At 56.0% G+C, this 23155-nt stretch carries 10 protein-coding genes; 7 read left to right on the top strand and 3 right to left on the bottom strand.

The genetic code is table 11. The features are described from left to right. Positions 1-326: 326 nt before the first annotated feature. The gene (locus tag PBDP_RS22160) at positions 327-5318 is read right to left on the bottom strand and encodes an RHS repeat domain-containing protein (RefSeq protein WP_212801319.1); all 4992 of its coding nucleotides are present in this window, start codon (positions 5316-5318) and stop codon (positions 327-329) included. 27 nt (positions 5319-5345) lie between these two features. Then, entirely contained in the window at positions 5346-5840 is a 495-nt protein-coding gene (locus PBDP_RS22155; protein WP_162893860.1) for a hypothetical protein, read from the bottom strand. Positions 5841-6081: 241 nt separating this feature from the next. Here PBDP_RS22155 and PBDP_RS22150 point away from each other — a divergent pair, with 241 nt between their 5' ends. From PBDP_RS22150 to PBDP_RS22130, 5 genes are all read left to right on the top strand, one after another. Beyond that, entirely contained in the window at positions 6082-7530 is a 1449-nt protein-coding gene (locus PBDP_RS22150) for a hypothetical protein (RefSeq protein WP_212801318.1), read from the top strand. A gap of 44 nt (positions 7531-7574) precedes the next feature. Then, positions 7575-10037: a hypothetical protein gene (locus tag PBDP_RS22145; protein ID WP_212801317.1), complete on the top strand. Its 2463-nt coding sequence runs from the start codon at positions 7575-7577 to the stop codon at positions 10035-10037. Positions 10038-10053: 16 nt separating this feature from the next. Further along, a complete protein-coding gene (locus tag PBDP_RS22140; protein WP_212801316.1) occupies positions 10054-12570 on the top strand; it encodes a hypothetical protein in 2517 nt (838 codons plus the stop codon). Next, positions 12560-15382 (top strand): hypothetical protein, encoded by a 2823-nt coding sequence (locus PBDP_RS22135; protein ID WP_212801315.1) that lies wholly within the window; start codon positions 12560-12562, stop codon positions 15380-15382. Before PBDP_RS22140 ends, PBDP_RS22135 begins: the two co-directional genes overlap by 11 nt. A gap of 151 nt (positions 15383-15533) precedes the next feature. Beyond that, complete coding sequence (locus tag PBDP_RS22130; protein ID WP_212801314.1) at positions 15534-20375, top strand: RHS repeat-associated core domain-containing protein; 4842 nt, start codon at positions 15534-15536, stop codon at positions 20373-20375. A 223-nt stretch (positions 20376-20598) separates the two neighbouring features. On the opposite strand, the gene PBDP_RS22125 is transcribed toward PBDP_RS22130, so the two are convergent. Beyond that, positions 20599-20874: a helix-turn-helix transcriptional regulator gene (locus tag PBDP_RS22125; protein ID WP_116834267.1), complete on the bottom strand. Its 276-nt coding sequence runs from the start codon at positions 20872-20874 to the stop codon at positions 20599-20601. Positions 20875-21321: 447 nt separating this feature from the next. Between PBDP_RS22125 and PBDP_RS22120 the strand changes: the two genes are divergently transcribed. Together PBDP_RS22120 and PBDP_RS22115 are read left to right on the top strand one after the other, a co-directional pair. Further along, positions 21322-21726 carry a MarR family winged helix-turn-helix transcriptional regulator gene (locus PBDP_RS22120; RefSeq protein WP_003179032.1) on the top strand — a complete coding sequence of 135 codons (405 nt, stop codon included), beginning with the start codon at positions 21322-21324 and terminating at the stop codon, positions 21724-21726. A gap of 52 nt (positions 21727-21778) precedes the next feature. After that, entirely contained in the window at positions 21779-22987 is a 1209-nt protein-coding gene (locus PBDP_RS22115; RefSeq protein WP_116833226.1) for an MFS transporter, read from the top strand. Positions 22988-23155: the final 168 nt, after the last annotated feature.

Here is a 23155-nt window from a genome sequence, read left to right as displayed (position 1 = left end):
ATCACCATTTTGCGAGGTGATCACAGCCTCACATGCAGCCTAACCCTCCTGTGGGAGCGAGCTTGCTCGCGATGGCGGTCTTTCTGTGCCGGTGATGTTGGATGTACCGACATCATCGCGAGCAAGCTCGCTCCTACAGTTTTTCAAGGTGATCGTGAAGTTCAACGCTCCCGGGACAGCGCCGATGGGCGCTGTCCCGGAGGCGGATTCTAGGTGGGGGCGGGGGATATGAGAAAACGCTCACTTTCCGGGTGGGATTGTGAGCGTTTGTTTTGGGGGCTTGGCAGGGGAGGGCCAGGCAACTTGAGGGGAGCCTGCTGTACGCTCTAGGCTTCAGGCTTCTCAGTCTTGGGCCGGAGACGATGGACCCCCTCCAACTCTTGTGGCGTACGAGCTTGCCTTTGCGCGAAAAACTGCGGGCCCTCAGTCACGACATTATCCTGTAGACGGGCCTTGTCCTCATTCACCAGGTCTTTTATCGAAGGACGATTGTCTTTTTTGAGAGATATGTTGGTGTTCTTCTGACTAACGCTTGAGCCCATAGGTTTTAATCTTTTTCGAGGACCGGAGTCTGGTAGACCCCTTTTTTCCCTTCGACCGTGGAACGCGGGGTCTGGATCTGGGTATCTTTCTTCCCAGATAAGCCTTCTTCTCATCGGTTTTCGGGCTTCAGGAAGCCCAGATGGTTTTTCCAGAAGTTGCGCCTTCGGAATTTCCACCGTAGGTCCCTTGGGCATCGGAAACTTGGCCGTCGGAATCTTGACCTTAGGCATCGCCAGCGCACCGAGAGCTATCCCAGTCCACATAGCGGCGCCTTTAAGGTCTTCGTTCTGAAAAAACATGGCTCCAGCATCCGCCCCCAACGATGCACCCATCGACCCCCAAAAAACGGCAGGCGCCGCAGAGTTGATAGTGGTGCTTACGGCCACGGTCGCCAATGTCGCCGCTTGCGCCGACATCCCGACCACTTCCGCAACGGCTGCGATAAGAGGCGCTGGATCAAGTGTCATGACCGATATGGCAATACCCAGGATCATGGCGAACACACCCGCACCTGCATTGAACCAAGGGTTATGAATGATTTGCCCCTGCGCTTGATGTCCGCTCGGGTCGCTAAAAGCAATCGGATTACCCGCGCAATACATGTAGCAGTTAAGCCCGCCAGACCCGAAAGGACTCAGGGAATCCGGGCTATGGAAACGCATCAAACTAGGGTTGTAGACCCGATACCCCTTACCCAACAAGTACCACCCCGTGCTCTCAATCGCTTCACCGTTGAAAGCCAGCAGGCTTTGCAGTCCATTGTTTTCGTCACGTTCGCCATAGGCCCCGTAAACCACGCTGCGCACATCGCTGCCCTGGTTCTCGCCGATCACCGACCGCTTGGCGTCGGTCAGCAGCAACAGGGTCTGCCCGTCGTCGCTGGGGGTTTGCTGCCCCAGGGGGTGCCCCTCATGGTAGAGAAACTGAATGTGATGGTCGTCGTGCACGGTGTCGGTGACCCGTGTTCCCTGATAGAAGCGCAGGGTTTGGGTGTCGCCTTGTGGCTGGACGGCTTGCAAGTTGTCATGGGGGTCGTAGCGGTACGCCGTCACCGACTGCCCCGTCGGCGTCGTGACTTGCACCAGGCGCCCCTGGCTGTCATAGCGCAGCCGTAGACCGGTCTCGTCGTGTTCCAGGTTGCCGTCGGGGTCGTAACTGAAGCGGCTTTCCAGCTGTTGGTAGTCCAGATGACTGTGGCTGGTGCCGAGCAGTTGGCAAGGATCGTCTTCGGCAAAGGTGAAATGCGCGATGTCCAGGCTGCCATCGCTGAAAACCGTTCGCGTATAGGTGACGTTGTCCAGTGCATCGAATTCGAAATATTGACTGACAATGGCATTGCCGTAACGGTCCTTGGGCAGGTCGGTGCCCGAGCACCGATAGCGCTCCAGGCGCCCGCGCAGATCATAACTGTAGGTTTCCAGCAGGGCGGTGGCGCCGCCTACCCGCAGGTGCCGGGTCTTCACGTTGCTGTCGGCCAGGTAGGTCAATTCGATGGAGCGTTCGGCTTCGATCGGTTGATTTTGTGCATCCAGCAGCACCAGGGTGCGCAAGGTTTCGCGCCCCACTTCGTCGAATTCCAAGGTGGTGGTCAGGGTGTTGTTGGTCGCCTTGTCTTTACTGGTGGTGCGGTACACACGACCGATCGCGTCGTAGTCGAAGGCCGCGTGCAACTGGCCTTGTTCAATGCTGAGCAACCGCCCATTGCGTCGGTCGTAATCCATCAGGGTCTTATGGTTGCCGATATCGGTACGGCTCAAGCGACGGCCTTTGAGCGAGGTGCTGTAGCGCGTGCGGTAGGTTTTGTTGTCGACAACATCGGTCCAGGTTTCACTGGTCAGGCGTCCCGCTTCATCATAGGAAAAGTGATATTCGCCCTGGTTGTTTTTCGAGCTGTCGAGCCGGGCGTCCAGTAGGTCGACTTCGAAAGTGGACTCGTCGTCGGGGGCGGTGATGCGTGTCGGTTTTTCGCTCAAGCCGCGCTTGTATTGATAGTCGATCTGGTTGCCGGCGGGGGTGATGCGGTGTTTGGGCTGGAAATGGCCGGCCTCGTACACCAGTTGCTCGTCCCTTGGGCCCACTTTGAGACCTACCAGCCGATCCAGGCCATCGAACCGTTGTTCGCCGAGGTGGCGAGTAGGCAGTTGGATATTGCCCGGCTCCACATCGATCGAGGTGCGCAGCTCAGCCTGGCTGTGCTCGGCGTAGGTGTTATGCACGGTGGTCAGGTCGGGCAGGGTGGTGCTGCACAAACGCGCGAACGCATCGTAGCGATAGCGCGTGACCTGGCCGAGTTCGTCAATCTCCTGTGTGCAATTGCCCAGCCCATCGTACTTGAACGCTATTTGACTGATGCGTCGCCCATCCACACCGACCTGTTCCACGCTGACGGTTTTTTCGAAACGATTGGTGACGGTCCGGGTGCGCGCGGTGCCTTCGATCCATTCTTCGGTGGTAAAGGCGATCGGGTTGTTGAGTGTCCACTCCTTTACCCCATCAGGCCGGGTGATGCTGTCCTGTAGTCCCCACAGGTCGTAGGTGTAGGTCGTCTTCAAGGCAAGGTCTATGGTTTCCAGCCAATCGATTTCCGTTTCCTCCACCAGAAAACCCTTGGCGTTGTATTTCGCGGTGTAGATATCCCGGTAGCTGCCGCCGGAGTGGTCGGGGTCTTCCATCTCTTCGCGTACGGCCCGGCTTATCCCGTCAAAATGCGTGCGTACCCGAACCCCCTTGACGTCCTCCATTTGCTGGTAAGCCTGGGTGGTGATCGGGGCCTGTCCCGCATCGGCCGGACGTATCAGCCGGTAGCTGTAGCGACGCGTTCCCGGGTAGTCGCTATTAGGCGCCTGGGTTTCGCTCAGTACCCGGTTCAAGGCGTCGTAACGGTAGCTGCGTTCAATGCCGTTTTCGGTGACCAGCAAAGGTTCGCCGTTGAGCATCGAGCGTTCGTCGATCACCGTGCGCTCGGCATTGTCGACATCCGATGAGAACTGTTGCACGGTGCGTAAGGATTGGTTGGTGGGGTTCTTCGTGTAGCTGTAATCGATGACCGAGGTGGGGCCTGCGTCATCGCCCATCGTGATGGCTTGCCGCGCGCGCCGGCCATGGGTCAACGGGGTGGCGGGGGCATTGATATAGTCAAAGACAGTGAGTGAAAGTTGTCGCTCTGTCGTCTCTTTCGGCTCGAAAGTGGAGGACGAAACCGGCGTATCGGTCAATTCATACAGGCGCTCTTCCACCACGCATACCCAAGGCAGCGTAATCGCGCTGCCGCTGATGGCCGGCAATGTCTCATAGCGAAACCGGGTGCGCTTGGCCGATGCGCCGGGTTCGAGGTCCGGGATGCGCTCGGGGTCGCTGGACGGCGTTACTGTCTTCTCCCGGACATGCCGCACAAAGCCGTACGGGTCCGCCGGGCAAAAGCCTTCGACACCGTCGGCGGGATAGTAGGTGATTGTCTCGGTAAGGCCGGTGGGCTCTATGCGCAGCGTCTGGTTGCCATGGATGTCGTATTCGCTGATTTCCTTGTCCAGGCGCCAGAAGCGCGGGTCATCGCTGAGCGCCCACAGCGTCGATGTTTGCCGGGGCAGTTGGCATTGCCGTGGCTGGTTGTCGAAGGACAGCTTGTCGTCGTCATCGGCGTAATAGCGGGTCCGTATGGTTTTTTGGTGGTTACCCTGGGTGATGATTTCCTGGGTCTGCAAGTGGAAGCGATTGTAGGTGCGGGTGATGCTGCGCACTGTCTCGTTTCCTTCCATCAGGCTTTCAGTGGTGGTGTAGGTATACGGTTCGAGGACTTTGAAGAGGTTGTCCAGGCCCTTGTCATCCCAGTCGATGGAACTGCCATAGCCCAGGAAGTTATGGCCGTCGGCGCCGTAACTATATTTCACGGTAATCGGCGGGTTACCGCCGCCGGGGTCGGTGGTGTGGTCGGTTACCCTGGGCAGCTTGCGTTGTGTGTTGCCGCTGCCGGGCAAACCATGGCCCTCGTCGTTATACCGGATGGTTTCGTGGGCACCCAAAGGCGTCCAGACCTCGCTGATGCAGCGCAGGGTTTTTTCCGTGCGGTACTCGAAGCGCCAGCCGGCGCCTTCGGTGGTCGGTAGGGTGATCCGTTCGACGCGATCATCGATGAGGTCCATGACCACCTGCGCCGAAGGTGTGCCGTTGACGATGCCCAGCGCAAACGTAACGGTCTTCTTGGACGTGTCGCGGGTGACCCGCAGCACCGCACCGGTATTGTCGCGAATGGTGCTGAGCATGGGCTTGCCATTGAAGGAGTCGTACTCGAGGGTGACTTCATGCCCTTGTGGCGAATACATATTGACCGGTACCGCTACTTGCGGACTGGCGCCTTTGAGCTCCAGTATTTCCACCAGCCCCGACTTGTGCACGACTTTGAATTGATTGTCATTGTCGGGCAGGGTGAACAAGCGGAAGTTCTCTATTTTCTGCTCTTTCATCCGCAGACGATTGGTAAAACCGGGGTAGGACCCCGTCACTTTGAACGTTTCGCCTGAATGCAACGAGATGATCTGATTATTACCGGGCGCATATTGCGTCAGGCCCATTTCCCAACCCAGGCCAAAACCGACATCGACCGTGTTGAGGGGGTTGAAGTTGAGTGTCAGGGGGACTATCGGGCCGCTGAGTTCACAGGTTTTTACTTCGGGTAGAGATAAGGAAACCGTGTATTGGCCGGTGCGCGCGTCGACTCCGGATTGTACGAAGCTGAGGAAGTTGAACGCGTTGGAGTGGACGGCGGTGGTGGTGGCCATAATCGAATCTCTGTTTATGCGTTATGTCTATTTGTTATTTTCAACGCGTACACACGAAAGGTGACCATGAATTGTACCGTCAGCACGGTATCTAATTTTCATTAAGCCGGGTTCTATTATGGCGTTATTGGGAATGCTGGCCATTGCTTCTATGTTTATATAATCTGTTGTAGTAGGCTGTTTGGTTGTGCGGACTTCTATCTCCCAGCCTTCATTATCTAAGCAGTAATCATTTTTTTTATCGTCGAAAAAAGTGATGTTGAGCGCCGACGGTACATTGACAAAGCGGACGGTATACGCTTGGTCATTTGTACAGCCTCTTCTATCAATCGCATGATCACCTACGGTCGCTGGAATGCTGCACTCAACGGATACGTCTCTTTCACGGACCAAAATATAACCTGTGGGGTCTTTTGAGTCTGCCTGGGTATTCTCCTGGACATCGATAGACTCTTTCGTAGTACAGCTTGAAAGTATTAAGCCAAGTGAAAGAGGGATTAACAACTTTTTGAGGTTGTTCATGCTGAATATCCTTTCGTATTCGACGGCTGATATATTGTCTGTTCTCGCCACGCATAAAAATGTCGATTTCATAAAAATCTAACAGAAAAAACACGCCGGTAAACCTAACAGTTCTGATAGTTCCAAAGCCTTGGCTTCGAGCGTAAACCTATAGGGGCACGCTTACGGCGAGCGCTTTTGCGGCGCCGCTTGAGCTGTATTCAAGTGCTAAAGCACTTTCAAGCATAAGGAACCCTGGACCATGACGATCCGGACGCAGCCCAATCCACTGCCGGTGGTGCAGATCAGAGAAGCCCATGACCTTCACCTCGACCTGGAGAGAGCCGACTCGATCATCACGCCGTGGATGGTGCCGTACCAGGCGATGGCGGTGGGCGATACGGTCACCTTGCATTGCCGCAGGTTCTACCCCGACGGCAGCGAATACACCCCGGCCCTGGCGTACCCGACCGTGATCCAGGAGGGGCAGCCGGGCAAACCCCTGGGCCTGTTTCTCAACCGCTCCGATCTGCTACGGGTTGAGGATGGCTCCATTGAATTGCACTACGGCATCCAATACGTCGGCACCGAACTGGCGGTCACGTTCTCCGCTGCGCAAACCTTTCAACTCGTGGCCCCGAGCTCGGCGATGTTGCCGGCGTTGACGGTCGTGGGGCATGAGGGTGGCACGATCAACCCGCTGTTGTTTCCCGACGGTTTGCCGTTGCGCGTCGAGGCTTATCCCAGCATGAGCGACGGTGACGAATTGCTCTGCCATGCCACTTCGTCGACCGCTGGCGTGGCGCCGATCGTTCTGCGGGCCAGGGTCGACGCATCGACCCTGGACAAGGGCTTTTTCAGTTTCATGCTCGATGCCGAATGGGTCGGCGCCAGTCAGGGCGCCGGGATCGATTTGCGTTATGAATACGCCAGGGCCGGTGCGGCGCTCTCGGCCACGCCGTACCAGGCCAACGTGCGTACACCGTTGAACCTGCCGATGGTCATCGTCCAGAACGCCCGCCCCGATCCGGATGATCCGGTCCCGGGCGAGGGCGTATTGGATGTCCTGCTCTTGAGCGCCTCCGGCGTGACCATCGATATAGACCCGCAAGCCAACTATGGGCCCGATGACGAAGTCAAAGTGTATTGGGACGGTTACGGCACCAGCGGTAAACATATCGCACTGGCACCCGTGACCCCGGGGGGGCGCACGTACAACATCCCGCCAGAACACATTCCCGCGAACCTGGGCAGGGCAGTCCCGGTTTATTACACCGTCTTGCAGGACGGCGATCCCGGGCCGGTCTCGTCGCAAGTTTTTACGGTGCGTGTACTGCCGATCGAGAAGACCCGTTATCCGACCATTCAGTCGGCTCAAGCCCAGCAGACCAACGGGACCATTCATATCAGTCGAATTGGTTCGGGCGGTGAGCTATTCACCCTGCCTGGCTGGCCTTATATCCGGGCAGGCCAGATCGTCAATGCGGTCATCAATGGTAAAGGCAACGATGATTTGCCCCGGACGGTTCCTATTTTTGAAAATCATTCGGTGACGCCTGGCGAAGCCGCGAACAGGTCAATAGCGACCGCGATTGCAGAGCCCGCCTTCCGGCCTTTGAAACTTGGAAGCATCAATGTGCAAGTCACCATTACTTATGAGCAGGGTGCGGAAACCGTCTATTTGCCCGCCAATTTTACATTGGCGACTTGAAGTCGATTTAACCCACTCCGTTGCATAGCAAGGGAATAAGCATCATGGCCGCGCCCCGGAAAACGCTTGCAGAGTATTTGCAATGGGCCGCACTCAAACCACGGACCAGCGGGTGGAGTGCGCTGGTGGCTTATGACCGAAATAAATGTAACCAGCTGCTGTTACAGAAATACATCGAAAAACATGACCAGCATTCGCTGATGCCACCTATCAATGAAGCCTACGGCTCATCGGAATACACCTGGCACTGGTTGCTCGATTACGTCACCGACGCGCCACGGCTGAGCTTTGAAAATGACCCCGACGGCCAGAAAGCCGAAGTCAACATGAGCATGGCGATTGTCGGGGGCAAGAACATATCGCTGGACGATGCGGACGGCTTCGCTCGAGTCAATAGCATCAGCTCTTTCGACCCTTTGGATCACCCGACACTGCAGGCCGAGGGGGTAGAACTCAAGGACATTCAGGGCAGTGTCACCGAGGACTGTGAGGTGTTGCTGGACCTGGGCGATCCTGATTATCAGGGCTACAACTGGGCAGTGACAGGCGATGGTCTCGAACATGAGCACCTGGCGGCAGGAGCCTTCTTCAAACGTAAGTTCAGCGAGGCCGAGCAGGCTCGGCGGACGTTTTCCCTGGGGACCTTGGCGCAGACCAACCAGGCGTTCATGAGGCCTCAATCGTTCAAGCTTCGCGCGATCATGGAAGAGGGCGCGGCTTCCCGTGGGACCCAGAACTACGGCAATGGCGCCATTGAAATGCGCATCGCGATGGATGATGAACAGCAGGGCGGGACGCCGGGAGAGGACTGGTTATACCCCTTTCCCAGTGACCGACCTGACATCGACGCGCTGACGATATTGGGGACTCACTTTTTCATGCACGGCGTCATCGGCAAGGGCACTGCACGGGCATTCAATGTGCCGGCGGCTCGGTTCGACAGCAGAACGGACGCTAAAGGTTTCGTCGAGTGGCTAGGTGTCAGGCAGGTGAGTGGAGGGTACCTGGAGATTCCGCCGTTAGAGGTCAGTGTCAATGGCAAAACATTGACGTTCCTCGATTATAAAATTCCGATCTATATCAACCAGGACCATCGGCTCACGATGAGCTTGTACCGTGGCCCGGACGGTGTGCCACGCCTGGAAGTGGGTATGGGGGCGGTAAACTCAAATAGCCCGATCGTGTGCAAAGTGAATGGGATTGGCTATGGCTGTCGATTGGGTTTTGGCTTGAGTTCCATTTATGGTTTTTCACTTGATCAGACATCGCAGCGTCTTGCCGTCAAGTTGAAGTCGTTTAACACCTATGTGGATTTTATCCCTCATCTCTTGCTGCCCCTGAGCGTAACCACCTATGTGAGGAGTGAGGCGTTTGCAACGAGCCTGGGAAATCTCGTAGCGGTCAAAGCCATGGAGATATTCAACGGCCTTGACGAGATCGATCTGTTCACCCTGAACACGCTTTATTTCAACGCCGAGAATGCGGTCCACCACAAGGCTGTCGACCTGACAGGCGAAATGATTTTGTTTGGCGCCATCAGCCCTCGTTTGACTACGTTCGCCATAGAACCCGTACAAGTCATGTTGACCCACGGCCAGGCCCTCCCGTTCGAGACAGTGCCGCCGACGCCAGGCGTCACGTGGCGTGTGGAAGATCTTGATGGCAACACCGAGGGCGTTGGCCGGATGAATGGAAGCACCGGCCAATACACCGCGCCTGCCTTGACGGATATCCAAGGCACTTATAAACGAGTCAAGGTCATTGCGACCGGGCCCGGTACTGGCAATGACCGCCATGTCAGCAAGGCGCTGGTCACAATAGTGGCCCGGGCGATCACCCTCAATCCGCTGATAGCGGTGTGCAATGGTTCCGAAGCTGGGAAACCCGAAGAAAGTCGTAAGCTTTCGGCCCATAGCATGAGTGGTGCCTTGAGATGGCGTGTCGAGGGCGGCGGCCGTATTGACGAGATGGCTGATGAACATGGTGAGAATACGTACTACGCGCCGCTGAAGCACGCAGCGCCCGAACCTTCATTTACGCTCGATAAAATAATCGTGACCGATACAACGACCCATCAAGAGCAAACAACCTTGATGGTACTCAAGAATTTTGTTTCGGCCCTCGTTATATCTACCGATTTTGACGGGATGCCCGCTAACCAAGTGAAACTGATCTGCAAACTAGGCGGCGTCATTCCACCGGAACCACCGATATGGGCCTGTATACCCGAAGATGCCGGAACGCTTGATCAAAACACAGGTGTTTTCACTGCCGGTCAAACGACCAACAGTCAGTTTGCACTCATTACCGTGCGGATTGATTTAGGGGGGATGCAGTTCGACGGTTTCACCATTCTTCCTATACCCCTTGCGTCTCTGGCGTCAAAGCCCGCTCCGGAAATGTTGTCCCAACAAACAACGCGCTCTTCAACTGCCGGCGCTGACGCAACGTGTCCGTATAACTTGCCTATTCATCCGTTGCGATCGGCAAGCCCTTTCATATCCTGAGAAGAGGATACACATCATGGCCGCACCGCGAAGAACCCTTGCCCAATATCTGCAATGGGCCGCCCTCAAACCGCGTACCACTGAGTGGAGTGCGTTGGTGGCTTATGATCGGGGCAAGTGCAATCAGCTATTGCTGCAGGAATACATCGAGAAACATGACAAGCATTCAGTAATGCCTCCGATCAGCGAGTCCTACGGCTCATCGGAGACCACGTGGAGTTGGTTGATTGACTACGTCACCGATGCGCCACGCTTGAGTTTCGAGAACAACCCTGATCTGGACTCGGCCGAAGTCAATATGAGCATGGCGGTCCTCGGGGGTAAAAACATATCGCTGGATGACGTGCTCGGCTTCGCTCGAATAAGCAGAATCAGCTCTTATGACCCGCTGGATCATCCGACACTGGTGGGCGACAGGGTAGAACTCAAAGACATCCAGGGCACCGTCAGGGATGATGGCGAGGTAGTGCTGGACCTGGGCGATCCTCGTTCCCAGCGCTATATCTGGGAAGTGAAGGGCGACCGGATCCAGCATCAGCGCCGCATGGCCGGGTCTTTCTTCAAACGCAAGTTTAGGGAGGCCGACCCGGTAAAGCGGACGTTTTCCCTGGGAATGCTGGCAACTACCACACAAGCATTCATAAAACCCCAGAGATTCAAGCTGCGCACGGTAATGGAAGAGGGTGCGGCGTCGCGTGGGGCTGCGAACTTCGGCAGTGGTGCCGTTGAAGTACGTATCGCCATGGATAACGAACAGTTGGGTGGAACACCGGGCGAGGACTGGTTATACCCCCTGCCTAGTGATCGGTCTGATCTTGATGCAATGATGATATTTGGCAGTCACTTTTTCATGCACGGCATTATCGGTAAAGGCACGGCTAGGGCGTTTAACTCACCCACTGCTCAGTTTGTGGGTGAGACAAATAACAAAGGTTTCACTTATAGAGTAAAGGTCAAAGAAGGCACTGAAGGTTTCTTGGAAATTCCTGAGTTTCAAGTTGTCGTAGGCAGCAGGTACTTAACTTTCTTCGGTTATAAGCTGCCGATTTATATAGATGCTGACAATTTGCTCACCATGACGCTTTATTACACCGAAGGTGGTGAGCCCTACTTTGAGGTGGGCATGGGGGGTGAGGACAGATTAGGCCAGATGAAGTTCTATCTGAATGGAGAAAACACCTTTTCCATGGGGCTCGGTTTTAGTGCGACCTATAGCTTTTCGATCGATTCAACCTCGCGTCGGCTTCAAGTAAGAATGAAAGAGTACCAGACGTATTTGAATGTGTCCGATGCTGGGCTCGAGGCGTTTCCGCAGGATGTGCGAGATTTCATGAAGTCTGACAACTTCAAGTATCGGGTGGGTGAAAACGTCGCGAACGTGTCGATGACACTGTTCAACGGGCTTGAGGCTATCGATATTTTTGTGCTGCACACGCTTTTTTTTAACAGCGAAGACGCAGTACAACTCAAGTCTTTGCACCTTACAGGAGAAATGGCGCTATTCGGCTCTATCAGCCCACGGCTGACCACGTTTTCAATCGACCCTGTAGAAGTCATGCTGACTCACGGCGGGACCCACACGTTCAAGACAGAACCCGCTGGAATAACAGGGGTCAAGTGGAGTGTCGAGGATCTTGACGGCAACGCCGCGGGAGCAGGAGACATCAATCCAACGACAGGTGCCTATACCGCCCCTGCCTTGGCGGATATCCATGGGACTTACAAGCGGGTCAAGGTCATCGCAACCGGGCCCGGCACCGGCAATGATCGTCATATCAGCAGGGCGCTGGTCACGGTAGTGGCCAGGGCAATCACATTGAACCCGCTGATCGAAGTTTGCAATGCGTCTGATGCCGCCGTAGAAACCCGTAAATTCTCGGCCCATAGCATGAGGGGGGCCTTGAGGTGGTCGGTGATCGGTGGCGGCAGCATTGATGCGACGGCTGATGAGAATGGCGAAAATACCTATCGTGCTCCGGTCAAACAGGACGGGCCCTCTTTTACCCTAGATGAAGTGCAGGTGGAGAATACCAGTACCGGTCAAACCCAGAAATCCTTGATTGTAGTCACACATAGACTGTCGATACTGGAGATCGCAACAGACTTTCAAGGAATGTCGGCCAATCAAGTGAAATTGACTGGCAGGTTCAATGGCACACCGTCGACAGTACAGCTGGTATGGGAGTGTGTACCCGCCGATGCCGGATCATTTGTTTCGACCGATACAAGTACAGCAGTTTTTACGAAAAGCGAAACGACCAACAGTCAGTTCGTCTTTATCAAGGTGGTACTTGACCTGATGGGTATGCCGTTCGAGGGGTTCACGATTCAATCCTTCCCCCTCGCCCCTCTTCCATTGAAGCCGCCACCGGAGGAGTCGCAGACTTCCGCCATGGATGAACTTCACGCTTTGTTGGAAGGCGTCTACGAAAGTATCGAAAAAGTCAGCCAAGACCCTGATGTCCGCCATAAGGCCAAGGAGTCCTTGGATCATGTCGCTTCACTTGCCGAGGACGATAAAAATGGCCACTAACTCCATTGCCGACATCGTTGAACAAATGAAAGAAGGCTCGATTACCTGGGGCTGGGGAGCGGTCTGTGTCTTCAACCGTGAACGGCTCAATCGGGTACTCCAGCAACAATGGCTGGATAAATACGATGGCTCCAACTATCTACCGGTGTTCTCCGGCACGATGGACCTCAATGCCACCAGAACCGAATATGGGGTCATGAAGAATATCCTGCTGGGCAAGCCGTTACTGTCGTTCGAACCCGCACGGCTGGACACCTCCCGGGCAAAGTTGACCTTGAGTATTCTGGGCGGAAATTTCAGCGTTCATGAAAAGACCCGTGGCTTGTTGTATGAGTTCGACATTACCGAAGCTCATGGCTACACGCTGACGGTGGAACTGGACCTTTCATTGGTGGTGGGTGTGGTCGATCGCCTGGGCAGGGTGACGCTGGATTTGTCCAAAGGGACAAAGTTTTCCTGCAATCTCTCGGGGCACAAAGAGAGCCAGGACAAATTGGGCGAGTACTTTGACCAGCGGTTCAAGGAATTGCCGCCCGAGCGGCAGGTGTATGTGCTGGGCATCCTCGACCTCAAGGGTGGCAGTGACTTGACCCCGACCAACTTCATTGTGCTGACCCAGCGGGCGCCCGGGGCCGCGGTGGCGGGGGCAAAAAATGCCAGCGACGGCGCCGTGGTGGTGATGGTCAAGCTGCGAGGCAGCGCCCATGGCGGGGATATTCCGTCCCCGGAACGTTTCCCCTACCTGATTCCCGATGACAGTGACCAGGACTATTCGGCAACCATCGTATTGGCTCAGGAATACGTCGATCGATCCGACGACGACAAATTGGAGCTGATTCACAGCCTGTTGTTTCCGGGGCAGAAAAATACCTTCGTGGAACATACACGCCGTCAACCCGCTGACCTGGTGATATTCGGCAGCCTGGCTCCAACCAGGACGTCGCTGGTCATCGAGCCCGCGGTGCACGTGATGAAAGCCGGCAGCGCTGCGGTTGAATACAAGGCCTACCTCAATGGTACGGCGACGAACGTCACTTGGAGCGTCAAGAGTCTCAACTCGAATACATCGGCGGGCTCGATCAATCCGACCTCCGGGCTATATCAACCCGTTGCCGCCGCCAATCTAGGCCGGGACCTGGTGCGCAATATCGTCACGGCCTCCTACGTAGATCCGCAGACGCGGCTAAAACATGAAGTCCAGGCGTTGTTGCTGGTGACCACCCAGTCGATGGCTATTTCTCCAGGGGTCGTAGGGCGCATCGAGGGGGAAGCGAAGACCGTGACCTTCGTCGCGACAGCACTGAGGGGGGCGACGCTGACCTGGAGACAGCCCACATACGGAACGCTTTCTGCTACAGGCAATACGGCCATCTATACACCGCCGTCGACCGTCGAGTTGCTTGCGCTGCCCGAGTTCACCGTCGTGGACACTATTACCGTCGAGGATGACACGGGCGAGACGGTCGAGGCCGCGGTAGTGCTGACCAGGGCAGCACCTACGCTTGAGATAGAGCCACGGTATGCTGCCAATGTGGGGCGCTCTGCGACGGTTACGTTAACCGAGAAGTCAGGTGCTCCGGCGACTATTGAGCGCACCTGGCGGGTGATTGGAGACGGGACGGTCAGCGATGATGGTATCTACACCGCCCCGGCGACGCCTCGTCGGCCCTACGACATCGTCAGGTGCGAGATTTCCGCCTCGGGCATGCTCTTGTATGCGGGGTTCAGCATCATAAAACTGGCCTCCCACATTGAGGAAGCCGGTTGGACGGGCCTCACCAGTTTTAAGTTGGTGCCATTGCGTTCCGAGCAAGTGTTCGGCAACGGGTTTCAACAATTGCCATTGCAAGCGATTATTGAAACCAATGGCGACAAGCTGACTCACGATGAAGAAGCCTCACTGAGGATGGTCTACGTCCGATCGCTACAAATTGTACCCGAGATACCGGCTCTGCAAGAGGGCATCGAAGAAGATGACACGCCGGAAACCCATAGGCTTTGGGCGCAGACGACCATTGCCAACCGTTTTAAACCGTTCCCGGGTTCGGCCCCTCGTGATACGCAAACGGAACCTGACAAGCGTGCACCATTACCCAACAGGGTCGATGTATTCATGGTGACTCGCTCCACCCAACCTACTCAGTTTTATGCGCAGTTTGACGATGCGTTGGGGAACCCCTGGCGCTCGGACATGGAGCCGAACCCGGGAAATCCTGACGGGATCATTACGCTGACCCCTGTCCCTGCGCCAACCCCCGACATCGATAACTACAAATTGACGCGTAAGCGTGTGGATGGAGGCGGCGGAAGTGATCCGGACAGTGATTATGACTTCGACTGGTTCTTGAAGACGACGGACTACTGGGCGTTGACTTATCGCCGTGATGGTCAAATCGGTGTCGATTTCCTGACGGCGGAGGTGCGAGGGTTGCGATCGATCGTGCAATGGGAGAGCCCTGCCCCCAATGAAACCATGTTCAGTTATACCGGCTATGGCTACAACGATCCATTGAAACCCAATGATGGGAACATCATGCGTTATGAGCCGCTGTTGGTTGAGAACCTTGGTATTCCGGTCAAGACCGAGATGGAACCAGGAAACTCCCTGGACGAAGGTAAGTTCAGAATTGGCGTGTTTCGCTGTGAACATTCCGATGGAATTCGACAGGATCAGCGGGTCAAGTTACACCCTCTTAGGTTTGAAAAGCTGAAGGTTTATTTAACCGACGATGAAGGTAACCATCACAAGCTCGCCATTGGTTTTCCTGCATCGGATCGTAATCGATTGTACGTGGATCATCTTGACGAGTGACAAGCCACTACAGGCAATCAAGTGTGCCCGCTCGGAAGGATAGAGAAAACCGATCGAAGTACGCTGCAATTTCAGTAAGTGGTTTACATGCAATGCGGCGACGGTCGCATTGCATGTATTTATTCATATTGTCTTGTTCGTGAGGTTGACCATGACTGCGTCCACCGCTGTGCATTCCAATGCCTTTAACTTCATGAGTTTTGTTCAGACGGGGGTAGACCCTCGAACGGGTTTTTATACGGTGTCATTGTCGTTACCGGAACTCTTCAGCAATGACCTGCGTGGTCCGTCCGTGCCATTAACGCTCAATTACAACCCCCTGAACACAATTGACAGTGGTTTTGGCAAGGGCTGGAACCTTGCACTGAGCCAGTACAGCCCAATTAACCAGGTGGTCTCGGTGTATTCAGGGCAAACATTCAAAGTGACCGGTCCATACGAAGGCGTTGCCCATCGTATGAAAATGAAAGAGCAAAAGATCGAGGACTTCCAGTTCTACAAACTGCCTGGCGAACTGCCTGGCGACGACGACCAGTTCAAGATCGTTCACAAATCCGGCCTTGTCGAACTATTGGAGCTCAAGGGGCCCAGCCCGCAGGTGGCGGTGCCGGTGAAAATGTATTCCCCGCAAGGGCACGAAATCACCTTGGAATACACAACGTTCGGTGATGCGCCGATGCTCAGTACCATTCGCGACCGTCACGGCCTGCTGTTCCAGATCACCCGCAACCTGATCACCGAGGCCGTCACCCTGGGTTTCACGCCCGTCAACGGCGTACCGTTGGCCGCGGTGGTCCTGAACATGAAGGCAGGACGTGTCGACAGGGTTACCTTGCCGACCACGGAAAATGCAGGTTGGCGCTTCGTCTACAGCCCCCAGAAAAACTTCGATTGCATCAGCGCGGTCTGGACGCCCCTGGGTGCCCATGAAACCGTTCTGTACAACGATGAGGGCCATGGCTTCCCCGGCAGCGGCAACGAGCGCCGCAAGTTGCCCAGGGTGACCGATCACATTACCGAGCCCGGTGGCGGCCAACGAACCATCACGGTGAAGTACACCTATGGCGCCGATGAGCATAATTTCCTCGGCTACCCGAATGTCACTAACTGGACGGATGATAACCTGGACAATCTTTATAAAGTCCTCGATCGCTACGAGTATGAGTCCACTGAAAAACTGATGGTCGGGAACGACGTGGTGCGCAGCGTGACACGCCGCTTCAACCGCTTCCACTTGCTGGTTTCGGAAACGACCCTGCAGGGCACGCATCAGCAGATACAAACGACCCGTTATTATGCGGACGATGACGATACGTTGTCGTTCGATAACCAGCCTCGCCAGTGTCAGTTGCCGAAAAAGGCGATTACCCGCTGGGAGTTGACGGACGATGCGCGTCAATGGCGCGAAGACGTCGAGCTAAGCGAATACGACATCCATGGCAATCAGACCTTGAGCGTTCAGCCCAGTGGCGTTACGGAGGCGACGTCCTACTACCCGGCTGGCGAGGTTCCCGGCAAGTGCCCGGCAGATCCCTACGGGTTCGTCAGGCACGTCGAGCACACCACGGTCACGCCGGCAACGGATCCGGAATTAGTGCCGGACCTGCAAGCGGGGGCGCCGACATTGCGGACTCGGTACAGCTACGTGGAGCTACCGGCATTGGATGGCAGTGATATCAACAAGCCGTCGGTGGTCACGTCCGAGGAAAGTTTGCACGAGATGGTCGGTCAGACCGAAGTGTTGCTGGAAACCACGAGCACTGAATACTTCGATGTGATCGATGATCCCTTAAGGCATGGGTTGGAGAAACTGAAGACCGTCACGATGGCGGCGGCGGACCGTCCATATGTCTCTACGACGGGGTACGCGTACCGCATCAAAACGGATGAGGAAAAGGCTGAAATCAATAAGATCAGCCAGGTCAAGGAAGTGCTCCTCGGCGAAACGGTGTTCGAAACGACCGAGACCTTTACCGGCCACGACGGCCTGGTCAAGGTTGTCAGCGCCGAGCGCTCGCTGCTCAACGGCGAACCCTTGTTGACCCAAGACAAGGACATCAAGATTCGCAACACCTATGACGCTCTGCTGCGGGTCTTGACGGAAACCGTCGCGCCCGACGACCCCGACTACGCCGCGACGCGTACCTATACCTATCGGCTCGTGCGCCCGACAGACGATGGGGCCGTAGCCGGGCAGGCATTTCAGGAAGTTGAAAACGTCAAGAAGATCAAGACCCGTACCTGGTTCGATGGCTTGAACAGGGCCGTGCGGGAGGAACAGCAGGATGCCGATTTCTCCAATGGTACTTATCGAGACATCTACCAGGCGACCTACAACGCGTTGGGGCAATTGACCCAAGAGCAGGAAATCGACTGGCTGGAACTCGAAGCCCTTCCCCTGAAAACCACGTTTACCTTTGACGATTGGGGGCAACAGTCCAGCAGCACCGACCCGGCAGGTGTCACGCAACACACCGTGGAGGATCCTATCGCCTTTACCACCACACAGTGGACCGAAGGCATGGGCAAGACCGTCACGACCAACAACCGCCTTGAAAAACCGGTGAGCGTCCAGCGTTTCGATCTTGCGGAAAACTCCGTCAGCCTGCATAGCTACCTCTATGACGGCCTGGGCCGCACTGCACGGGAGAAAAATGCAGCCGGCCATGAGACGTCCTACACCTACGATGTGTTCGACCGCATGCTGGAAACCACGTTGCCGACGATGGACAAGGTGGTTCGTGAATACGCGGGCCACAGCCGCGGCGATCTGCCGACGTTGATCAAGGTCGGGGCGACAGAGCTGGGCACACAGGCGTTCGACAGCCTGGAGCGTCTCACTCAGTCAACGACCGGAGGGCGGGTCACCCGGCATGAGTACGACACCAGCTACAGCAAGGCCAATCGCGTCATCCAGCCCAGCGGCGATGTGATTCATTATGAATATGCCTATGAGCTGACGGATGAACCGCTAACCCGCAACGCCGTTGCGGGCGAAGCAACCATCGGCCGTTTGCAAGCAGTACCGACGCCGATCAAAGCCGTCTATGAGTACGATCCTCAGAATGCACAGCTCACCAGTTCATCGGAGATCGACATCGAACTGGCACGGACTTATGACGTGCAGGGCGAGATAAAGTCTGAAGTACGCACGGTGACGAATGTCGCGGAGCCGTATGAGATGGCTTATGTCCATAGTCGGCTCGGGCGGTTGATTCGTTACCATGACGTGACGGGGCAGGTTCAGTCGTTTGAATACGATCGAACCAATGGCCGGTTGGCCTATACCCAACTGGGTGTCGAGGGCTCCGAAAGTTATATCAAAAGTGACTTTACCTATAACGCCCAGGGGCTGACGGAGCGTATCGCGACGGTGGACGGCGCGAACGACTATGTGGTGATCGATCTTGAATACGATGCGCAGGGGCGTGAAACACTGCGTACCTTCAATCTCAACGGCAGCACCTCATGGTTGAAACAGGTCTGGAATGGCCTGGACCAGATCGAACAGCGCGAGTTGAGTGAAGGGGCGAGCCAGGGCGACACTTTGCTTCGCAACGAGAACTATCGCTACGAACTTCGCGGTCGGCTCGAAGAATACCGCTGTGAAGGACCACAGGCGCCAGTGGACCCTTTGGGCAACCCCATGACGCGGCAACTGTTCTTCTTCGATGCGCTGGATAATCACGAAGAAGTGCGTACTACTTTCATCAAGGGTCAAACCACCGAAAGCAATACGGCGCGTTTTGAATACAACAACCCGGACCCGGCCCAACTGACACGGGTCACCAACTCCCATGCCGACTATCCGAACATCGAGCTTGAATACGATGCCAACGGCAACCTGATCAAGGACGAAGAAGGTCGGACCTTGTCCTATGACTTGCTGTCCCGTTTGGTCGAGGTGAGCGGACCTGGTTCCGATGGCAGCCGGTTCTATGGGTACGACGGCGGCGATCAGTTGTCGGCCAGCGGCAGCGATAGCGACCGCGAGCAACAGTTTTATCGCAATGGAACCCCGGTCAATTCAGTCGGCGCCGCGCAGAGCCGGACTTACGTATCGGCCGATGGCGTGACGCTCGCGGAGCGGCAGGAAGGCGCGAGCCCAAAGTCTTTACTGCTGGCGAGTGACTATAGCGGGAGTGTGCTGAGGGAGGTCGATGGGGGGGAGGTGAGTGCCATCGCCTATACCGCCCACGGCTATCGCGATGCGACGCAGCCGGTGGCTTCACGTCCGGGCTACAACGGTGAAGTCAGGGATGAGACGGGGTGGTATTTACTGGGTAATGGTTATCGGGCGTTCAATCCGTTGTTGATGAGGTTTCATAGCCCGGACAGTTGGAGTCCGTTTGGGGAGGGGGGATTGAATGCGTATGCGTATTGCCTGGGGGATCCGATTGGTTTTACGGATCCGACGGGGCATGGGGTTTTTAGTTTTTTAAGAAAGTTTCTTGGATTTGGATCAAAGTCTTCAGCTGATAAAGCCACCAAGAATCTCAATGTACAGACTGTGGGTACTTATCGGAGTTTGGTTCCAGAACCGTCATCTTCAAGAACAGCGATGAACCCTCTGTATAAAGAAAGTGAAGAACTACTATCGGTCGTGGAACCTGAACCCGTGCGCCTGCATACAGAAATTCCACGTAGCACCGAAGTTCCGCCCAGAAGGGACGCTATAGGCTCTGTGTCAGCTAATCGCACAAAGGTAAAAAGCGATAGCCTGCCAGCGCGTCCGAATCTGACGCCAGCTGAAAAGGCTAGAAATCGGCAACTGTGGATAGAATATAGACGAGCAAAATATCCTGAAAGATATGCAGCAGCTCTAAAACTTAGTGAGCCGGGAAATCAAGTTGGTGTAACAGCTCATGGGTCTCCATTAGTAACAACTGAACTTATAGCGGGCTATGATAAGAAGTATGGTGTTTATATCCGCCAAACGGTCGCGCAGGTTCGGATGAAGAAAAGGGGTGGAAAATTCGATCATCTACGTTAGAGGTAGAGCCTCAGTCGAATAAAAACTGTTGTTTAACTGGAAAGCGATTAACTGCGTTATCGCTTTCCAGTTTCGGATCTCATTGAAATCAATGTCTGCTTCCGCTACACCTTACTTCACCCCAACCCACTCACCCAAGCAAACACCCCCAACCCACCGTCATGACCAAGCCCCCAACTTGTCCATGGCGGTGCGCTTTTCTCGGCTGTTGGTTTCAAAGCACTCAGATCAACCCCTGCTCACGGGCAATCTTCCCCGCCAGATGACGCGAACTGACCCCAAATTTTCGGCGAATGTTATTGAAGTGATAATTGACGTTGGCCTCGCTGCAATCAACGATCACGGCAATTTCCCAGGAAGACTTGCCTGCCTCGCTCCACTGCAGGAATTCCTTTTCCCGGTTTGTCAGCCGGACGGCGGGAGGCTGTTTGCTTTCTGTGGAGTGGTAGCGGGTCTGGTAGGGTGACGGATGTCCAGGAACTACGGTGGCGTGGTACATGAAAAATCTCCCATTCATCATCATTGATGGCGTGGGGGCGGCGAAATTTTCCTACTGCTTGATGGCGTGATTCGCACGGCCCTTCTTCGGACCCTGAGGCAGGGCTGGAGGCACGGGTTCGTTATAGCCCGATTCAAGTCAGCTGAAACCTGTCAGACATTACAGGTGGTAGACGCTGAGTGATGAATGGTGGCGAAGCCTGTCAGGCTGAAGTTATTGATATTTTTGATTTTTTAGGGCTTGGTTGATTCATTGTGGCGAGGGGATTTATCCCCGTTGGGCTGCGCAGCAGCCCTAAAACCAGGCATCTCGGTGTATCAGGTTGACTGTATCCAACCCTATTTTGGGGCTGCTACGCAGCCCAACGGGGATAAATCCCCTCGCCACAGGTTTTGTGTTTCTCCATTTAAATTTGCATTCCCTTAATCACGGGTATATACACGCACCATGCTTCCTTCCCAATGTTTATGCATCAACCTGCGTCGTGCCGCCCGTGGCGTCAGCAGGTATTACGACGGCGCCCTCGACGGCTTCGGGATCAACGTTGCCCAGTATTCTTTGCTGAGCAACCTGGCGCGCCTGGACCAACCGAGTATTTCCTCCCTGGCCGAGGCCATGGGCCTGGACCGCAGCACCCTGGGGCGTAACCTGCGGGTGCTGGAAGGTGAGGGATTGGTGGCGCTGGCCGAAGGTGAAGACTTGCGCAACCGCATCGTCGAACTCACCGAGGCCGGGCATGCTCGGTTGGCGGCAGCGTTGCCGGCCTGGGAAGCGGCGCAACAACGGTTGATCGATAAGCTGGGCGCCGAGAAGCGTACAGCGTTGCTGGCCTTGCTGGATGAACTGGCGTGACGCCGGTTCGTTCGATAACAAGCGGGTATATACCCGCGAGCGGAGAATAAGAATGACATCGATGTGGCGTACCTGTGGTTGGGTCCTGGTGGGCAGCGCGCTGATCCTGGCGTTGTCCCTGGGCGTGCGGCATGGCTTCGGCCTGTTCCTGGCGCCCATGAGTGCCGAGTTCGGCTGGGGCCGTGAGGTATTCGCCTTTGCCATCGCCTTGCAGAACCTGATCTGGGGCCTGGCGCAGCCTTTCACTGGCGCGCTGGCCGACCGCTTCGGTGCGGCAAAAGTAGTGCTGATCGGCGGTGTTCTCTATGCCGTCGGCCTGGTGTTCATGGGCATGGCGGACTCGCCATGGTCGTTGTCGTTGAGTGCGGGCCTTTTGATTGGTATCGGCCTGTCAGGCACGTCCTTCTCGGTGATTCTGGGTGTGGTCGGACGGGCCGTGCCGCCGGAAAAACGCAGCATGGGCATGGGCATCGCCAGTGCCGCCGGTTCTTTCGGCCAGTTCGCCATGCTGCCCGGTACGCTGGGGTTGATCGGCTGGCTCGGTTGGTCGGCGGCGTTGTTGGCGCTGGGGCTGCTGGTGGCGTTGATCGTGCCTTTGGTGAGCATGCTCAAGGATGCACCGTTGCCGGTGGTCGGTCACGAACAAACCCTGGCTGAAGCCTTACGCGAGGCGTGCAGCCATTCCGGGTTCTGGTTGCTGGCGGTGGGCTTTTTTGTCTGCGGTTTCCAGGTGGTGTTCATTGGCGTGCATTTACCAGCGTATCTGGTGGACCAACACCTGGCCGCCGGCGTCGGCACCACCGTGCTGGCCCTGGTCGGGTTGTTCAATATCTTCGGCACTTACACCGCTGGCTGGCTGGGCGGACGCATGTCCAAGCCGCGCCTGTTGACCGGGTTGTACCTGTTGCGGGCGGTGGTGATCGGCTTGTTCCTGTGGCTGCCAGTGACGACCACGACGGCGTATCTGTTTGGCGTGGCGATGGGCTTGTTGTGGCTGTCGACCGTGCCGTTGACCAACGGTACGGTCGCGACCCTGTTTGGTGTACGAAACCTGTCGATGTTGGGTGGGATCGTGTTCCTGTTCCACCAGCTGGGCTCGTTCCTCGGTGGTTGGTTGGGCGGGGTGGTGTATGACCGCACCGGCAGCTACGACTTGATCTGGCAGGTGTCGATCCTGCTCAGCCTGCTGGCGGCGGCGTTGAACTGGCCGGTGCGTGAACGGCCGGTGGCGCGCCTGCAAGTCCAGGTTGGTGCGGCATGAGTCGCATCGCCCCGTGGCTGATCGCTGCCGGCGTCGGCCTGCTGTTGGCGTTCGCATGGTGGGGCTGGCATCAGGGCGGGTTGGCCTTGATGCAACTGGGCATGGGTACGTGTTGAGCAATGGACGGCATCGGACGCTGCGAGTAACGTCGTGGTCTGACATGCTTTT

The organism is Pseudomonas sp. St290, assembly GCF_018325805.1.
GTDB classification, from domain to species: Bacteria; Pseudomonadota; Gammaproteobacteria; order Pseudomonadales; family Pseudomonadaceae; genus Aquipseudomonas; species Aquipseudomonas bijieensis.
This window is presented reverse-complemented; position numbering and strand designations above follow the sequence as displayed.

Excerpts from the sequence above, each read along its gene's own strand:
- PBDP_RS22155 (WP_162893860.1), bottom strand. The coding sequence starts at position 5,840 with ATGAACAACCTCAAAAAGTTGTTAATCCCTCTTTCACTTGGCTTAATA.
- PBDP_RS22135 (WP_212801315.1), top strand. The coding sequence starts at position 12,560 with ATGGCCACTAACTCCATTGCCGACATCGTTGAACAAATGAAAGAAGGC.
- PBDP_RS22150 (WP_212801318.1), top strand. The coding sequence starts at position 6,082 with ATGACGATCCGGACGCAGCCCAATCCACTGCCGGTGGTGCAGATCAGA.
- PBDP_RS22160 (WP_212801319.1), bottom strand. The coding sequence starts at position 5,318 with ATGGCCACCACCACCGCCGTCCACTCCAACGCGTTCAACTTCCTCAGC.
- PBDP_RS22140 (WP_212801316.1), top strand. The coding sequence starts at position 10,054 with ATGGCCGCACCGCGAAGAACCCTTGCCCAATATCTGCAATGGGCCGCC.
- PBDP_RS22125 (WP_116834267.1), bottom strand. The coding sequence starts at position 20,874 with ATGTACCACGCCACCGTAGTTCCTGGACATCCGTCACCCTACCAGACC.
- PBDP_RS22130 (WP_212801314.1), top strand. The coding sequence starts at position 15,534 with ATGACTGCGTCCACCGCTGTGCATTCCAATGCCTTTAACTTCATGAGT.
- PBDP_RS22145 (WP_212801317.1), top strand. The coding sequence starts at position 7,575 with ATGGCCGCGCCCCGGAAAACGCTTGCAGAGTATTTGCAATGGGCCGCA.
- PBDP_RS22115 (WP_116833226.1), top strand. The coding sequence starts at position 21,779 with ATGACATCGATGTGGCGTACCTGTGGTTGGGTCCTGGTGGGCAGCGCG.
- PBDP_RS22120 (WP_003179032.1), top strand. The coding sequence starts at position 21,322 with ATGCTTCCTTCCCAATGTTTATGCATCAACCTGCGTCGTGCCGCCCGT.